Raw genomic sequence first — 16,123 nt, 5'->3', positions numbered from 1 at the left:
ATTTGCTTGGGGCGCGGCAAGAAGGGATGTGGGCGGCGCGACACTCGCGCGACAGGGCGAAGTTCACAGTGTCGCAGGGCAGCTTTTGGGCGCGATTCGCAGAAATTGCGACGGTGAGGCGACAGGGACGCCAAGCCGACGCCACAGATGGGCAAAGGCGACGCGCCGGTTGCGTCACGCTGACGCGCCAGTGGCGCGACAGGGATTGGCTGGGGACGGATGGTGGCGGGCGGCTGATCCACTGGCGGGGTTAGATCAGGGATTTTCCTACATTGGAAGGGGTCACCAGATTACACATTGCCAGCTTATTTCCCGCATCCTTATTCCCCGCCTTCACCCGGCAACGATCCTGTCCTACATGGGCGGAATGAGCGCCCCCCTCTATAACAAAGACATATTGCGGCTCGCCGCCAGCATCCCGCACCATGCCCGCCTGCCCGAACCGCAGGCCAGCGTGGAGAAACGGTCGCCGACCTGCGGGTCGCGCGTCGTGGTCGATGTGGCGATGGCCGATGGGCGGCTGGCCGACATGGGGCTGGACGTGAAGGCCTGCGCGCTGGGGCAGGCCTCGGCGTCGCTGATGGCGGCGCAGGCGATCGGGATGAGTGCCGACGAACTGGCCGAGGCGCGCGACAAGCTGACCGCCTATCTGTCGGGCGCTAGCGAGGATCTGGATTTCTGGCCGGGCCTTGCGGTGCTGGCCCCGGCGCGCGGCTATCCGGCGCGCCATGCGTCCATTCGCCTGGGCTTTGAAGCCATTGCCGAAGCCGCACGGATGGCCGACGCCTGATGCCGACCATCCCCTCGCCGCTCAGCGCCACGGACATGCTGTTGTCGGAAGGCGTCATCCTGCTGGGCGCGGCTGTGCTGTTCGTCCTGCTGTTCCGCCGGTTCGGGCTGGGGGCGGTGCTGGGCTATCTCGTCGCGGGCGCGCTGGTCGGGCCGCAGGGGCTGGGGCTGGTCGGCGGCGGCGAATCGAAGCTGGCGATTGCCGAAATCGGTATCGTGCTGCTGCTCTTCCTCGTCGGCCTGGAACTGCATCCGGCGCGGCTGTGGCGGTTGAAGCGCGACATTTTTGCGCTGGGTCTGGCGCAGGTTGTGTTGTGTGGCTGTGCGCTGACGGCGATCATCTTCTACTTCACCGGCTTTACCTGGGGCGCGGCGATTGCGCTCGGCCTGCCGCTGGCGCTGTCGTCCACGGCACAGGTGCTGCCGGGCCTCAAATCGAGCGGCCGGATCAACTCGCCCTTTGGCGAAAAGGCCTTTTCGATCCTGCTGTTCCAGGATCTGTCGATCGTGCCGCTGATCACGATCATCGCCGCGCTGTCGCGCAATCCGGCCGATGCCGCCGGGCCGCCGGGATGGGTGCTGGCGGGCTATACGGTCGCGGCGATTGCGGGGCTGGTGCTGGCGGGGCGCTTCATCCTGCGGCCCTTGCTGGGGCTGGTCGGGCGGCTGGGCGAGCGCGAATTGTTCGTCGTGGTCGGGCTGTTCACCGTGCTGGCGGCGGCGGCGCTGATGCACAGCCTGCATCTGTCGACCGCACTGGGGGCGTTCGTGGCGGGCGTGATGCTGGCCGATTCGCCCTATCGGCATGAGATAGAGGCCGATGTCGAACCCTTCCGCTCGATCCTGCTCGGCCTCTTCTTCCTGGCGGTGGGCATGGTGCTGGACCTCAGGACGGTTGCGGCCAATCCGGTGTTCGTCATCGGCATGGCGTTGATTTTGGTCGCGACCAAGGCAGCGATCATCACCGGCCTTGCGCGATTGTTCGGCATGGATTGGCGGCCCGCGCTGGGCGCAGGGCTGCTATTGTCGCAGGGCGGCGAATTTGGCTTCGTCCTGTTTGCGCAGGCCCAAAGCGCCATGCTGATCGCGCCCGCAGCGTCGAGCCTGTTCAGCGCGATCGTCACTTTCTCGATGGCGACGACGCCGTTCCTGATGCTGTTCGCCCGCCGGTTCGAATTCGCCGCGTCGCGCGACGGGGCTGACTTGCCCGGCCCGGACGAGGCCCCGCGCGGCACCGCGATCATCGTTGGCTATGGCCGATTTGGCCAGACGGTGGCGCAGATGCTGATCGGCCATGGCTTTGCCGTCGTGTCGATCGACAAGAAACCCGCGCAGATCGAAGTGTCGCAGCGGTTCGACACGAAAGTCTATTATGGCGATGGCACGCGCATCGACCTGCTCCATCGCGCCGGGGCCGACGATGCCCGGCTGATCGCCTTCTGCATCGACGATCCCTCGCTCGACAGCCGCGCGCTCCAGCCGATCGCGGAAGCCTTTCCCCAGGCCGCGCTGATGGTGCGGGCGTTCGACCGGCGGCAACTGCTGGCGTTGCAGAATATGGACCTGGCCGGTGTGGTGCGCGAAGTCTATGAATCGGCCATCTGCATGGGGGTGCAGGCGATGCAGGCGTTGGGCGTGCCCGACGAGGAAGTCGAGGAGGTCGAGCGCCAATATCGCGCCAATGACGAACAGAGGCTGGCGTTGCAGATCGAGCATGGCGACCTGATCGCGGCGAAGGACCTGATCTACCGCCCCGGCAAGGGGATGCGGCTGCTGACGCGCGGCGATGGAGAAAAGACATGATTGCTGTGTTGGCGGCCCTGTCGGCTGCGCTTGCCATTGGCGCAGGGGCGTTCGGTGCGCATGGCGTGAGCGATCCCAAGGCGGTCGAATGGCTGCGCACCGGCGGCACTTATCAACTGATCCATGCGGTTGCGGCGATCGCGATCATGGGTGTGGCGCGCGGCGCGGCGGTGCTGCTGCTGATCGGCGCGGCGATCTTCGCGCTGTCGCTCTATGCCATGGCGCTGGGCGCGCCGCGATGGCTGGGGGCGATCACGCCGATCGGCGGCGTGCTGATGATCGGCGGCTGGCTATGGGCGGCATGGCTGTTCGGGCAGCGCTGACAGCCTGCCCTTGCCCCCGGCCCCGCCCCGGCCTAGATTGATCCGATGGCCGACCATAAACATCATCATCAAGAACCGACCGGCACCAAATTGGCCGACGCCGCGCGCCGCACGCTGGAAGCCCAGAGCGAACAGTGGACGCCGATGCGCGCCGCCATTTTCGATGCGCTGTCGGCCGAGGAAAAGCCCGCATCCGCCTATGACATTGCCGATACGGTGTCGAAGGCGCGGGGCAAGCGGGTGGCACCCAACAGCGTCTATCGCATCCTCGACCTGTTCGTGACGAACAATATCGCGATGCGGGTGGAAAGCGCCAACGCCTATATCGCCAACGCCCATCCGGGTTGTCATCACGACTGCATCTTCCTGGTATGCCGCACCTGCAAGCAGGCGACCCATCTGGATGACGACAAGGTGACCAACCAGGTCCGTGCCGTCGCCGAGCAGGAAGGCTTCAAGCCCGAACGGCCGGTCATCGAAATATTGGGCACCTGCGCGAAATGCGCGGCGTGACCACGGCACCGCGCCATTCGCCCACCCGCTCCAGCGCCTATATGAGTCTATTTCTTTCATGAATGATCGCCCGCAAACGCCTCTGCTCGACCAGGTTATCTGGCCGTCCGATCTGCGCACGCTCAAGCCCGGCCAGTTGCGCCAACTGGCCGACGAGTTGCGGCAGGAGGTGATTTCCGCCGTGGGCGTGACGGGCGGGCATCTGGGGTCGGGGCTGGGCGTCGTGGAACTGACCACCGCCATTCACTATGTGTTCGACACGCCGCGCGACAAGCTGGTGTGGGACGTCGGCCATCAATGCTATCCGCACAAGATCCTGACCGGGCGGCGCGACCGCATCCGCACGCTGCGCCAGGGTGGCGGGCTGTCGGGCTTCACCAAGCGGGCCGAATCCGACTATGATCCGTTCGGCGCGGCGCATAGCTCGACCTCGATCAGCGCGGCGCTGGGCTTTGCCATCGCCAACCAGATGCAGGACCGGCCGGGCAAGGGTATCGCCGTCATCGGCGACGGCGCGATGTCGGCGGGCATGGCCTATGAGGCGATGAACAATGCGCAGGCGGCGGGCAATCGGCTGGTCGTTATCCTCAACGACAATGACATGTCGATCGCGCCGCCGGTGGGTGGGCTGTCCGCCTATCTCGCGCGGCTGGTGACGAGCCGGGAGTTTCTGGGCTTGCGCGATCTTGCCAAGAAGCTGGCGCGCAAGCTGCCCCGGCCGCTGCACAATGCGGCGCGCAAGACCGACGAGTTTGCGCGTGGCATGGCGATGGGCGGCACGCTGTTCGAGGAATTGGGCTTCTATTATGTCGGGCCGGTCGATGGCCATAATCTCGACCAGCTAATCCCGGTGCTGGAAAATGTGCGCGACGCGGCCGAGGGGCCGTGCCTGGTCCATGTCGTGACGAAGAAGGGCAAGGGCTATGCCCCGGCCGAAGCCGCCGACGACAAATATCATGGCGTGCAGAAATTCGACGTGGTGACGGGGACGCAGGCGAAGGCTCCGCCCGGCCCGCCGAGCTACACCAATGTCTTTGCCCAGGCGCTGATCGCCGAGGCGCAGCGCGATCCGAAGCTGTGCGCGATCACCGCGGCCATGCCGTCGGGCACGGGCCTCGACAAATTCGCCCTCGCCTTCCCCGATCGCATCTTCGACGTGGGTATTGCCGAGCAGCATGCCGTGACCTTCGCGGCGGGGCTGGCGGCGGAGGGGATGCGGCCCTTCTGCGCCATTTATTCGACCTTCCTGCAGCGCGCCTATGATCAGGTGGTGCATGATGTGGCGATCCAGAACCTGCCGGTGCGCTTTGCGATCGACCGGGCCGGGCTGGTCGGTGCGGATGGATCGACCCATGCGGGCAGTTTCGATGTCACTTACCTCGCCACCCTGCCCAATATGGTGGTGATGGCGGCGGCGGACGAGGCGGAACTGGTGCATATGACGCATACCGCCGCGATGCATGATAGCGGCCCGATCGCGCTGCGCTATCCGCGCGGCAACGGGACCGGGGTGGCGATGCCGCAGGTTCCCGAACGGCTGGAAATCGGCAAGGGCCGGATCATGCGCGAAGGGCGACAGGTCGCGATCCTCTCGCTCGGCACGCGGTTGGAAGAAGCGCTCAAGGCCGCCGAGGTGCTGGAGGCCAAGGGGCTGTCCACCACGGTTGCCGACCTGCGCTTTGCCAAGCCGCTTGATGAAGCGATGATCCGCCGGTTGCTGGCGACGCATGAGGTTGCCGTGACGATCGAGGAAGGCGCGATCGGCGGGCTTGGCGCGCATGTGCTGACGCTGGCGAGCGACCTGGGGCTGACCGATGCGGGGCTGAAGATCCGCACCTTGCGGCTGCCGGACATTTTCCAGGATCAGGACAAGCCGGAAAAACAATATGCCGACGCGCGTCTGGACGCCGATGCGATCATCGACACGGTGTTGACGGCGCTGCGGCATAATAGCGCGGGGATTGGAACGGAAGCGCGGGCTTGAAAAGAAAAATAGCCAAACCCCAAATTATTCGAGACCATATGGGACGTGGTTGGCCATATCAATATGGAAGCGTCTTAACGGCGCAAGGCACGGTAGCGGATGCAATCCGACTCGGAAAAGCTTTATGCATAGATTGTGTAATTTGTGGCCGTAGGCGCTTCGACCTTAACGGCGCTGTGAAACGGAATGCTATAAAAGTCGGAGCTACGCGCGATAGAATTCGCGAAACATTCCACTGCACACGTAATAATCCGGCGTGCAAAATTAAGCGGGTGGCATTCGTTACCTATAATCGCGACGCGGAGTGGACAAGCTCGGAATAGTAAGAATTCCTCGTGAATCGGCTCTGAGTCCGTCAAAGCTCCGCCCTTCTTTTAAAGAAGAAGGTTGGGGCTTCAACAAACTCAGTCAAAACTCACTTTACAGCATTATTGCGGCGTTACCGCTCTGGCGTCCTGGCCGTCGCCTTCGGGGGCGGCGATGATATCGCGGGTGGTGGCACCCTTGTCCACGACTTCGGTGGCGGGGTCGCCCGCCGATGAGCGGATGCCCGCTGCCGCATTGGCGCGGCCGGCGGCGTCGAGCGTCGCGGTTTCGGTGGCGCTGCGCTGCGCGGGGCCGCCGAACATGGCGTCCATTGCGGCCTTGCCCGAATCGACCGAGGCGGCCGACGGGGAGCCAGGCGCGGGCGGGACGAGCGCGAAATCAGGCGGGACGACCAAAGGCGCCTGGCGCGACACGGCGAATTCGTCAGGCCGCTGACGGTTGAACAGGCCGCCACCGCCGCCACAGGCCGACAGGGTGGTGAGCAGGCCAGCGGCAAGGATCAGTTTACGCATTACTTCAAAGTCTCCGTATTTGCGCTCTTGTCGCGCAGCAGCAACGCGCGCGCAAGCAGGATCAGCACGCCGATGGTGATAGCCGCGTCGGCCAGGTTGAAAATCAGGAAGGGCCGCCATTCGCCAAAGTGCAGGTCGGCATAATCAATGACATAGCCGAGCCGCATCCGGTCGACGATGTTGCCGATCGCGCCGCCCAGGACGAGGCCGAGCGCGGCGACATCCTGCCGCGCCTTTTCCCGCCACATCCACACGGCCACGAACCCGGCGATCAGGATGGTCATGCCAACAAGCGCCCAGCGCATCAGGTCGGTATCGGCGTGGAAGAAGCCCATCGAAACGCCGCGATTTTCCAGCCAGCGCAGGCGGAAGATCGGCAGGATTTCGATGCCGATATCCGCCCGGCTTTTCAGCGCCAGCGGATAGGTGACGGTATATTTGATGAGCTGGTCGAGCGCGAGCGTCACGATCGCGACGGTCAGGCCCAGCGGGCGGTGGTTGATGCTCATGCGTGCAACACCGCGTCGCAGCGGTTGCAGAGCGTGCCGTCGGTGGTGACTTCGGGCAGTTTGCGCCAGCAGCGGCCGCATTTATGCCAAGTGCTGGGCTGAACGGTGATGCCATCCCCCTGCCCCATGGTCACGCGCGCGACGATCGCCACTTCGGCGAAATCGACATCGCCCACCGCGAGCAGTTCGCCCATGGTGACGTCGGCGTCGAGGCTGGAGCGGACGATCTTTTCGCGGCGCAGCGGCTCGATCGCTTCGTTCACCTGCTCGCGCTGGGTGCGCAATTCGCGCCATTTATCGTCCAGATCGCGGTCGAGCCAGTGATGATCGATCTCCGGCCATTCGAGAAAATGGACGCTATCTTCGTTGCTTGGGAAGCGGCTTTGCCACACTTCCTCGGCGGTGAAGGGGATGATCGGCGCGGCGTAGCGGACGAGCGCGTGAAACAGCGTGTCGAGCAGGGTGCGATAGGCGCGCCGCTTGGGGTCCGTCGGCGCATCGCAATAGAGGCAGTCCTTGCGGATGTCGAAGAAGAAGGCCGACAGGTCGCTGTTGGCGAAGTCGAACAAGGCACGGGTGTAGCGGCTGAATTCGAGCCAATTGTCGCTGTCCGCCGCCTTGTCCACGACCGACTTCAATTCCGCATCCAGCGCCGCCAGCCGGTGGAGCATATAGCGTTCCAGCTCCGGCATTTCGGCGTAGGAAACGGCTTCGCTCACTTCATCATAATCGGCAAGAGCGCCGAGCATGTAACGGAAAGTGTTGCGCAATTTGCGATAGGCGTCGGACGAACCGGCCAGCACTTCCTTGCCGATGCGGACATCGTCGAAATAGTCGGTGCTGGCGACCCAGACGCGCAAGATGTCGGCACCGCTCTCTTCCATCACCTTGAGCGGATCGACGCCATTGCCCTTGGCCTTGGACATTTTCGTGCCGTCTGCGGCGAGCGCGAAGCCGTGGGTCAGCACGGCGTCATAGGGCGCGCGGCCGCGCGTGCCGCTCGATTCGAGCAACGAGGATTGGAACCAGCCGCGATGCTGATCGGACCCTTCGACATAGAGGTCGGCGCGCGTGCCTTCGCCATAGCGGGCCTCCACGACGAAACTATGGGTCGAACCGCTGTCGAACCAGACGTCGAGAATGTCGGTCACGACTTCATAGTCTGCCAGGTCATAATCGGGGCCGAGCAGCGCCTGATGATCGGCACCGAACCAGGCGTCGGCACCGGCCGCCTTGAAGGCGTCGATGATGCGGGCATTGACTGCCGGATCAACGAGATACTGGCCGCTCTTGCGATGGACATAGAGGGCGATGGGGACCCCCCAGGCGCGCTGGCGGCTGATCACCCAGTCGGGGCGATCGCTGACCATCGCATTGATGCGGTTGCGCGCGCGTTCCGGCACCCAGCGGGTGTTCTGGATCGCGTCGAGGGCGACACCGCGCAGGGTCGGGCCGTTGCCCTTAAAGCCCTCCCCCTCAAGGGGGAGGGTTGGGTGGGGGTGTGCCACATCGATAGCTGGACGCTCGGCTTCGCCTCGCTCCCCCTCTCCCCAGCCCTCTCCCCGCCGGGGAGAGGGAGCAGAAGGCCGATCCATCGGGATGAACCATTGTGGGGTGCAGCGGTAGATGATCCGCGCCTTCGACCGCCAGCTATGGGGGTAGCTGTGGCGGAAGTCGCTGGCGGAGAGCAAGGCACCAGCGGCGCGCAGGTCGGTGCAAATGTCACCTTCGGGACCATTAAACTTGGTATTGATGACGCTTCCCTTGCCGGGGAGCCATTCCCAATCGTCGCGATAGAAGCCTGCGTCATTGACCGCGAAGACCGGGTCGATGCCTAGCTTCTTGCAGGCGATGAAATCCTCCTCGCCATGGTCGGGGGACATATGGACAAGGCCGGTGCCCGCGTCGGTGGTGACGTGGTCGGCGGGGAGGAAAGGACGGGGGCGATCGAAGAAGCCGAGTTGCGCTTTGTCGTCGTTCCGGACTTGATCCGGGGTGCCGCTGCCTTCGCCGCGCTCGAAAGAAGAAGCGGGATCCCGGCTTTCGCCGGGATGACGGAGGGATTTGGCCATGGGGTGGCGCGCAATGGCTCCGGCGAGTTGGGTGCCTTTGATGACAATGGGTTCTCCATCATCATTCGTCACCTGCCAAAGCGGCAGGCCCGTGCGCGCTTCGAAAGCAGAATATAGCGATGCCGCGATTAGAATTTTCAGGCCGTGCTCTAAATCAGCAACCGGCTGTCCCGGTTGAATTTCTGTTTCTTGCGCCAGAACGATCTCAGCCAGAAAATACTCAATCTCTTCCCCATAAGCGATCGCCTGATTAACCGGGATCGTCCAGGGCGTCGTCGTCCAGATCACCGCATAAGCGCCGACCAATTCAGGCGCGTTCGGCGCTTCCACGATCTCGAACGCGACGTCGATCTGGGTGCTTGTCACATCCTCATATTCCACCTCCGCTTCGGCCAGCGCGGTCTTCTCTACGGGCGACCACATCACCGGCTTGGCACCGCGATAGAGCTGGCCGCTTTCGGCGAACTTCAACAACTCACCGACGATGGTCGCTTCGGCGTCGAACTTCATGGTCAGGTAGGGATCGGCCCAGTCGCCCATGACGCCGAGGCGCTTGAACTGTTCCTTTTGCACGCCGACCCAGCGGTCGGCATAGGCGCGGCATTGGGCGCGGAACTCCTGCGCGGGCACCTCGTCCTTGTTCAGCTTCTTCTTGCGATATTCTTCCTCGATCTTCCATTCGATCGGCAGGCCGTGGCAGTCCCAGCCGGGCACATAGGGCGCATCCTTGCCGAGCAGCGACTGGCTGCGGACGATGATGTCCTTCAACACCTTGTTCATCGCATGGCCCATATGGATGTCGCCATTGGCGTAGGGCGGGCCATCATGCAGGATGAAGCGTTCGCGCCCGGCGCGCTTTTCGCGCAGCTTGCCATAGAGGTCCATCGCCTCCCATTGCGCGGCGATCGCCGGTTCCTTTTGCGCGAGGCCCGCCTTCATCGGGAAGTCGGTCTGCGGCAGGAATACGGTGGACTTATAGTCGGGTGCGTCGGTCATAATGGGTCCGGCAATGAAATTACTCCGTTCGTCCTGAGTAGCCATTGAGCGAAGTCGAAATGGCGTATCGAAGGATTGATGCTTCGATACGGGCCTTCGACAAGCTCAGTCCCTACTCAGCACGAACGGCTGAAGTGAGCGCCGCATTAGGCGACGTGGGGCGTTCCCGCAAGGTTTTGGCCCGCAAGGATTTGCCGTGCATCGGCGCAGTCCTGGGCAATGCCGTTCATCAGGGCGTCCAGCCCGTCATAGGCGCGTTCGGCATGAAGATAGGCGATCAGTTGCACCGCGATCCGCTGGTCATAGAGATTTTCGGCGAAATCGAAGAAATGCGGTTCCAGCAGCAATTTGGGCGGGTCGAACATGGGCCGGATGCCCAGATTCGCCGCGCCGTCCAAAATCCGACCGTCCGGCAGCAGCCCGCGCACCGCGTAGATGCCATAGGCGGGGCGCAGATAGCAGCCCATATCGACATTGGCCGTGGGAAAACCGATGGTGCGGCCGAGCTTGTCGCCATGCTGCACCACGCCTTCGATCGTGAAGGGCCGGGTCAGCAGCCGGGTGGCAGTGGTGCAATCGCCCGCCTGCAACGCGGCGCGGATACGGCTGGAGGAGATGACGGTGCCATCGGCATCGGCGACCGGGGCCACCGCCTGCGCCCATATGCCGTGCGTCGCGGCAAGTTCAGCCAGCGTCGCCACCGATCCGGCGCGGCCACGGCCGAAGGTGAAATCCTGACCCGTGACGACACCCGCCACACCCATATCCTGGACAAGCAGCCGGACGAAGGCCTGCGGGTCGAGCGCGGCGAGTTCGGGTGTGAAGGCGAAGACCAGCATCGCGTCGGCCCCGGCGGCGGCAAACAAGACCTGCCGCTGATCGAGCGTGGTCAGGCGGAAATGCGGGGTGTCGGGCCGGAACAGGCGCATGGGATGCGGATCGAAGGTGGCGACGATGACGGGCCGCCCCTCCGCCCGCGCGCGCGCGACGGCGTGGCCGACCACGGCCTGATGCCCGGCATGAAATCCATCGAAATTGCCCAGCGCCATGACGGCCCCGCGCAGATGCGCCGGAACCGGGGCGCTGCTTGTCAGCCGCTCCATGGCGCGGCCTATAGGGGGGTGGGATGAGCGTGGCAATTGGCGATCCACTGGCGCTCCGTTCGCCCTGTACTGAGTGGAGGGTCTTGGACCTCGCTGCGCTCGGTCGAGGGCTTCGACAAGCTCAGCCCGAACGGATTTTTAGGAGCAGCTATTTTTCACCAACGTCACGAAACTATGCGCGGGGCGGCCATCGAGCGCCGGATGATGGTCGCGGGCGACTTCGGCCCAGTCGGCCGGGTCGGGATAGGCGATGCTGGCGTCGCCTTCGGCGTCGAAATGCACCTCGGTCAATTCGATCCGGTGCGCCAGCGGCAGGAACAGGCGATAGATTTCCGCGCCGCCGATGACCATGACGCTGGGCGCATCGGCCAGCGCGAGCGCGCCGTCCACATCATGCGCCACGTCGGCCCCTGCCCCGGTCCAGGCCCGGTCGCGGGTCAGGACGATGTGGCGGCGGCCCGGCAGCAGGCCAGGCAGGCTGTCGAACGTCTTGCGGCCCATGATCATCGGATGGCCGAGCGTCAGCGCCTTGAAGCGCTTGAGGTCGGCGGGCAGTCGCCAGGGCAGGTCGCCATCCCGGCCGATCACGCCATTGTCGGCGCGGGCGAGGATGAGCGTGATGTCGGTCACAGCGTCAGCCGCGTCACATGGCCCATCTTGCGGCCCGGCCGGGCTTCATCCTTGCCATAGAGGTGCAGATGGTTGGCCGGGTCGGACAGGATCGCCGCCCATTCATGCGCAGCGTCACCGATCAGGTTGCGCATCTCCACGCGGCGGGCGGCGAGCGCGGTGTCGCCCAGCGGCAGGCCGCAAATCGCGCGGACATGATTTTCGAACTGGCTGGTCAGCGCGCCCTCGATCGTGCCGTGGCCGCTATTATGGACGCGCGGGGCCATTTCGTTGAAGACCGGGCCGTCGGCGCTGGCGAAAAATTCGCAGGTCAGCACGCCGACATAGTCGAGCGCGTCGGCGATCTGGCGCGCCAGGGCGCGGGCGGCGGGCACCTGCCCTTCGATCAGCGGCCCCGCGGGCGCGATCGACGTGTCGAGAATGCCGTCGACATGGACATTGGCCGAACTGTCCCAGAAGCGCACTTCGCCATCGACGCCGCGCACAAGGATGACCGAAAATTCCTCCGCAAAGGTCACGAAGCCTTCGAGGATCGCGCTCTGGCGACCGATGGCGTTCCAGGCACCGACGGCGTCACCCGGTTCGTTCAGGCGCGCCTGCCCCTTGCCGTCATAGCCCATCCGGTTGGTCTTGAGGATCGCGCGGCTGCCGATCGTCGCGACCGCCGCTTCCAGATCGTCCAGGCTGTCGACCGGGGCGAAAGGCGCGGTCAGCCCGCCCAGATCGCAGACGAAGCGCTTTTCGGCGAGCCGGTCCTGCGCCACGCGCAGCGCCTGCGCGCCGGGGCGCACAAGGCCGTGGCCGGCGAGCGTTTCGACCGCCGAGGGGGCGATATTCTCGAATTCATAAGTGACGACATCGACGCCATCGGCAAAGGCCGCGAGCGCGTGGGGATCGTCATATTCGCCCCGCGTCCAGCGCGGCGACACGTCGGCGGCGGGGCCGCTTTCTTCCGGCGCGAAGATATGGGTGCGATAGCCAAGCTGCGCGGCCGCGATGGCGATCATCCGGCCAAGCTGGCCGCCGCCGAGGATGCCGATGGTCGAACCGGGCGCGATGGTCGTCATGGGCGCGATCAGTCCTCGACCGTTTCGGCGACCGCATCGGTCTGCTTGGTGCGCCAGGCGTCGAGCCGGTCGGCGACCGCCGGATCGTTGGTGGCGAGGATGGCGGCGGCGAGCAGCCCGGCATTGATCGCGCCGGGCTTGCCGATCGCCAGCGTCGCAACGGGGATGCCGCCCGGCATCTGGACGATGGAGAGCAGCGAATCCATGCCCTTCAAGGCCTTCGATTCGACCGGCACGCCCAGCACCGGCAGCCGCGTCATCGACGCGCACATGCCCGGCAGATGCGCCGCGCCGCCTGCGCCCGCGATGATGACTTTCAGGCCGCGTTCCACGGCGCCGGTGGCATAATCATAAAGGCGCTGGGGGGTGCGGTGCGCCGACACCACCTTGCATTCATGGGCGACGCCAAGCGCGGCGAGCGTGTCGGCGGCGTGGCGCATCGTGTCCCAGTCGGACCGCGAGCCCATGATGATGCCGACCTCGATTGCCCCGCTCATGCCCGTGCATTCCCCTCATGGCGCGGCCGTTACGGTGCCGCCCGGAAAGCAAAGCCCCTTAGCGGGCGGGCCGCCGGGGAGCAATGCTAATCCTCCCCGCTTGCGGGGAGGTGGCGCGCGTAGTGCGACGGAGGGGGCTGGCGGCTAAGCGCAAACGGATGCGCGAGGGGCCAGCCCCCTCCACCACGCGCTCCGCGCGCGGCCCCCTCCCCGTGCCGGGGAGGATTACCGTTCTGAGAGATAATAGCGGTCGATGGCGCTTAGGTCGTCGGCCAGTTCGTAGACGATGGGTTGGCCGGTGGGGATTTCCAGATGGGTGATCTCATCATCAGGAATGTTAGAGAGATGCTTGACCAATGCCCTTAGCGAATTGCCGTGGGCGGAGATCAACACGCGCTTGCCGGCCTTGAGGTCGGGTGCGATCGTCGTTTCCCAATAGGGCAGGACGCGGGCGATCGTGTCCTTGAGGCTTTCGGTCGCGGGGATCGCGATGCCCGCATAGCGGCGGTCCTGGCTGAGGTCGAATTCGCTGCCTGCTTCCAGCGCTGGCGGCGGAATGTCGAAGCTGCGGCGCCAGATCTTGACCTGATCGTCGCCATGCTTGGCCGCCGTCTCCGCCTTATTGAGGCCAGTGAGACCGCCATAATGGCGCTCATTCAGACGCCAGTCCTTTTCGACCGGCAGCCACAGCCGCCCCATTTCCTCCAGCGCGAGGTTGAGCGTCTTGATCGCGCGGGTCTGGAGCGAGGTGTAGCATTGGTCGAAGTCCAGCCCCTTCTCCTTCATCAACTGACCCGCGGCGCGCGCTTCGCCCACGCCCTTTTCAGTCACATCGACGTCCCACCAGCCGGTGAAGCGGTTTTCCAGATTCCACGACGACTGGCCGTGGCGGATGAGGACGAGAGTAGGCATAGGGCGCGTCTCCTGCACGATAGCGGCGAATGATGGCTGCATCCCATAGCGGCCAAAATCAGGGGCGCAAGGTTGCAGCCGCTCGCATCGCGCCCACATTGCAGTCGATCGGGCGATGGGGTAGCCATGGCGCACAGGGCAGAAGGAACCGGCATTTGGCATTTGTGAAGGGCGCGTGGCGCATCCTGGTAGCGATCAAGGACGGGCTGGTCCTGCTGTTCCTGCTGCTGTTTTTCGGCGCGCTCTATGCCGCCCTCTCCTTCTCGCCCAAGCCCGCCGCCAGCGTGAGCGCCGGCGCGCTGCTGCTCGACCTGGACGGCACGATCGTCGAGCAACCCGCCGAGGCCGATCCCTTCTCACTGCTGTCCGGCTCCGGCCCGCGCATGAAGGAATATCGCCTGTCCGACATCGTCGCCGCGCTCGAAGCGGCCAGGACGGATGCCAAGGTCAAGGCGGTGGTGCTGGATCTCGACGGTTTCATGGGCGGGGGTCAGGTCGCCATCGCCCGCGTCGGCGAAGCGCTGGATGCCTTACGCGCCGCCAAGAAGCCGGTGCTGGCCTATGCCACCCTCTATACCGACGACAGCTATCAGCTTGCCGCCCATGCGAGCGAAGCGTGGAGCGATCCGCTGGGCGGCGTCGCGATCATGGGCCGGGGCGGGTCCGGCCTCTATTATAAGGGGCTGATCGACAAGCTGGGCGTCAACACCCATGTCTATCGCGTCGGCACCTATAAGAGCTTTGTCGAACCCTATATCCGCGCCGACCAGTCGCCCGAAGCCAAGCAGGCCAGCCAGGCGTTGGCCGATGTCCTCTGGCGCAACTGGCAGGATGATGTCGCCAAGGCGCGGCCCAAGGCGAAGATCGCGGCCTATGCCGCCGATCCGGTTGCCGCGGCCCGCGCCGCAGGGGGCAATATGGCGAGCGCCGCTTTGTCCGCTGGGCTGGTCGATAAGCTGGGCGACGCGACCGCTTTTGGTGCGCGCGTGGCGGAGATTGCGGGCGAGCCATCCGACGCCAAGGCCGGTGCCTTCGCGAAGATCGACCTGGCCGCTTATGTGAAGGCGCGCAAGCCCGCCAATGACGGGCAGATCGGCGTGCTGACAATCGCGGGTGAGATCGTTGATGGCGAGGCAGGGCCTGGCACAGCGGCGGGGGACACCATCTCCGATTTGCTGCTGACGGCGCTTCAAGAGAAGGATTTGAAGGCCCTGGTCGTGCGGGTCGATTCGCCGGGCGGATCGGTCATGGCATCAGAGAAGATCCGCAGCGCCATCATGACCGCCAAGGCGGACGGGCTGCCGGTGGTCGTGTCGATGGGCAATGTCGCGGCCAGCGGCGGCTATTGGGTGTCGACGCCGGCCGACATGATCTTTGCCGAACCGGACACCATCACCGGCTCCATCGGCGTGTTCGGCATTTTGCCGAGCTTTGAAGGGACGCTGGCCAAGATGGGGGTCACGACCGATGGCGTGGCCACCACGCCGCTGTCGGGGCAGCCGGACCTCGCCGGCGGCACATCGCCGCAGTTCGACGCGATCATGCAGATGGGGGTCGAGGATATTTATCGCCGCTTCGTCGGCCTGGTCGCGCAATCGCGCCGCACGACGCCGGAGCAGATTGACGCCATCGCGCAGGGTCGCGTCTGGGATGGCGGCACCGCGCGCCAGAACGGGCTGGTCGATCGCTTCGGCGGGCTGGAGGACGCGATCGCCGAAGCCGCGCGCCGGGCGAAGATCGACCCCAAGAGTGCGCGGGCTTATCGTATCGAAAAAACGCCGGACAAATGGACCGAATGGATCGAGGCCATGGCGGAGCGCAATTCCGACGACGCCAACGCGCCGCGCGATATGCTGGCGCGGCAGGCGATGGTCCAGCGTGGCTGGGCGATGCAGGCGGTCGCGGATATGCGGGCGCTGGTCATGGGCGCAGGCGTGCGGGCGGACTGCCTGGAATGCCGCGGCTATGGCGCGCCGAAGCCGCGCAATGCGGCGGAGGAGCGCGGGGTGATGGCGATGTTGGCGGGGTTGTGGCGCTGAATATCCATCCAGGCTGACGGGCAAGGTGCCACCTTGTTTCGCGCGCC

At 65.0% G+C, this 16,123-nt stretch carries 14 protein-coding genes; 6 read left to right on the top strand and 8 right to left on the bottom strand.

Translation table 11 applies throughout. The features are described 5' to 3' along the window. The first annotated feature begins 367 nt into the window (after window positions 1-367). From V2I08_RS06685 to dxs, 5 genes are read left to right on the top strand one after another with little or no spacing between them, the layout of a single operon-like run. Window positions 368-790, top strand: a complete 423-nt coding sequence (locus tag V2I08_RS06685; RefSeq protein ID WP_310222801.1) for an iron-sulfur cluster assembly scaffold protein — start codon at window positions 368-370, stop codon at window positions 788-790. Next, complete coding sequence (locus V2I08_RS06680; protein ID WP_310222803.1) at window positions 790-2,592, top strand: cation:proton antiporter; 1,803 nt, start codon at window positions 790-792, stop codon at window positions 2,590-2,592. The genes V2I08_RS06685 and V2I08_RS06680 overlap by 1 nt, the downstream gene beginning before the upstream one ends. Beyond that, a complete protein-coding gene (locus V2I08_RS06675) occupies window positions 2,589-2,915 on the top strand; it encodes a DUF423 domain-containing protein (protein WP_349634417.1) in 327 nt (108 codons plus the stop codon). The genes V2I08_RS06680 and V2I08_RS06675 overlap by 4 nt, the downstream gene beginning before the upstream one ends. 45 nt (window positions 2,916-2,960) lie before the next feature. After that, complete coding sequence (locus V2I08_RS06670; RefSeq protein ID WP_349634416.1) at window positions 2,961-3,428, top strand: transcriptional repressor; 468 nt, start codon at window positions 2,961-2,963, stop codon at window positions 3,426-3,428. 58 nt (window positions 3,429-3,486) lie between these two features. Further along, on the top strand, window positions 3,487-5,412 hold the full coding sequence (dxs, locus tag V2I08_RS06665; protein ID WP_349634415.1) for a 1-deoxy-D-xylulose-5-phosphate synthase: 1,926 nt from the start codon (window positions 3,487-3,489) through the stop codon (window positions 5,410-5,412). A gap of 428 nt (window positions 5,413-5,840) precedes the next feature. On the opposite strand, the gene V2I08_RS06660 is transcribed toward dxs, so the two are convergent. The 8 genes from V2I08_RS06660 to gpmA form a co-directional block, all read right to left on the bottom strand. Then, window positions 5,841-6,251, bottom strand: a complete 411-nt coding sequence (locus V2I08_RS06660; protein ID WP_349634414.1) for a DUF3035 domain-containing protein — start codon at window positions 6,249-6,251, stop codon at window positions 5,841-5,843. Beyond that, a complete protein-coding gene (lspA, locus tag V2I08_RS06655) occupies window positions 6,251-6,760 on the bottom strand; it encodes a signal peptidase II (protein ID WP_349634413.1) in 510 nt (169 codons plus the stop codon). The genes V2I08_RS06660 and lspA overlap by 1 nt, the downstream gene beginning before the upstream one ends. Next, complete coding sequence (ileS, locus tag V2I08_RS06650) at window positions 6,757-9,828, bottom strand: isoleucine--tRNA ligase (RefSeq protein WP_349634412.1); 3,072 nt, start codon at window positions 9,826-9,828, stop codon at window positions 6,757-6,759. Before ileS ends, lspA begins: the two co-directional genes overlap by 4 nt. A gap of 146 nt (window positions 9,829-9,974) precedes the next feature. After that, window positions 9,975-10,931 (bottom strand): bifunctional riboflavin kinase/FAD synthetase, encoded by a 957-nt coding sequence (locus V2I08_RS06645; RefSeq protein ID WP_349634411.1) that lies wholly within the window; start codon window positions 10,929-10,931, stop codon window positions 9,975-9,977. 138 nt (window positions 10,932-11,069) lie between these two features. Then, entirely contained in the window at window positions 11,070-11,561 is a 492-nt protein-coding gene (locus tag V2I08_RS06640) for a dihydrofolate reductase (protein WP_349634410.1), read from the bottom strand. Further along, complete coding sequence (locus V2I08_RS06635; protein ID WP_349634409.1) at window positions 11,558-12,628, bottom strand: 5-(carboxyamino)imidazole ribonucleotide synthase; 1,071 nt, start codon at window positions 12,626-12,628, stop codon at window positions 11,558-11,560. The genes V2I08_RS06640 and V2I08_RS06635 overlap by 4 nt, the downstream gene beginning before the upstream one ends. A gap of 8 nt (window positions 12,629-12,636) precedes the next feature. Further along, the gene (gene purE, locus V2I08_RS06630) at window positions 12,637-13,125 is read right to left on the bottom strand and encodes a 5-(carboxyamino)imidazole ribonucleotide mutase (protein ID WP_349634408.1); all 489 of its coding nucleotides are present in this window, start codon (window positions 13,123-13,125) and stop codon (window positions 12,637-12,639) included. A 225-nt stretch (window positions 13,126-13,350) separates the two neighbouring features. Further along, window positions 13,351-14,037: a 2,3-diphosphoglycerate-dependent phosphoglycerate mutase gene (gpmA, locus tag V2I08_RS06625; RefSeq protein ID WP_349634407.1), complete on the bottom strand. Its 687-nt coding sequence runs from the start codon at window positions 14,035-14,037 to the stop codon at window positions 13,351-13,353. A 155-nt stretch (window positions 14,038-14,192) separates the two neighbouring features. On the opposite strand from gpmA, the gene sppA reads away from it, so the two are divergent. After that, the gene (sppA, locus tag V2I08_RS06620) at window positions 14,193-16,076 is read left to right on the top strand and encodes a signal peptide peptidase SppA (protein WP_349634406.1); all 1,884 of its coding nucleotides are present in this window, start codon (window positions 14,193-14,195) and stop codon (window positions 16,074-16,076) included. Window positions 16,077-16,123 lie beyond the last annotated feature (47 nt).

Origin of the sequence: Sphingobium sp. MK2, assembly GCF_040170545.1 — a bacterium.
Taxonomy (GTDB): Bacteria; Pseudomonadota; Alphaproteobacteria; order Sphingomonadales; family Sphingomonadaceae; genus Sphingobium.
Note: the sequence above shows the minus strand (reverse complement) of the source record. Positions and strands in the feature narration are given on the sequence as shown.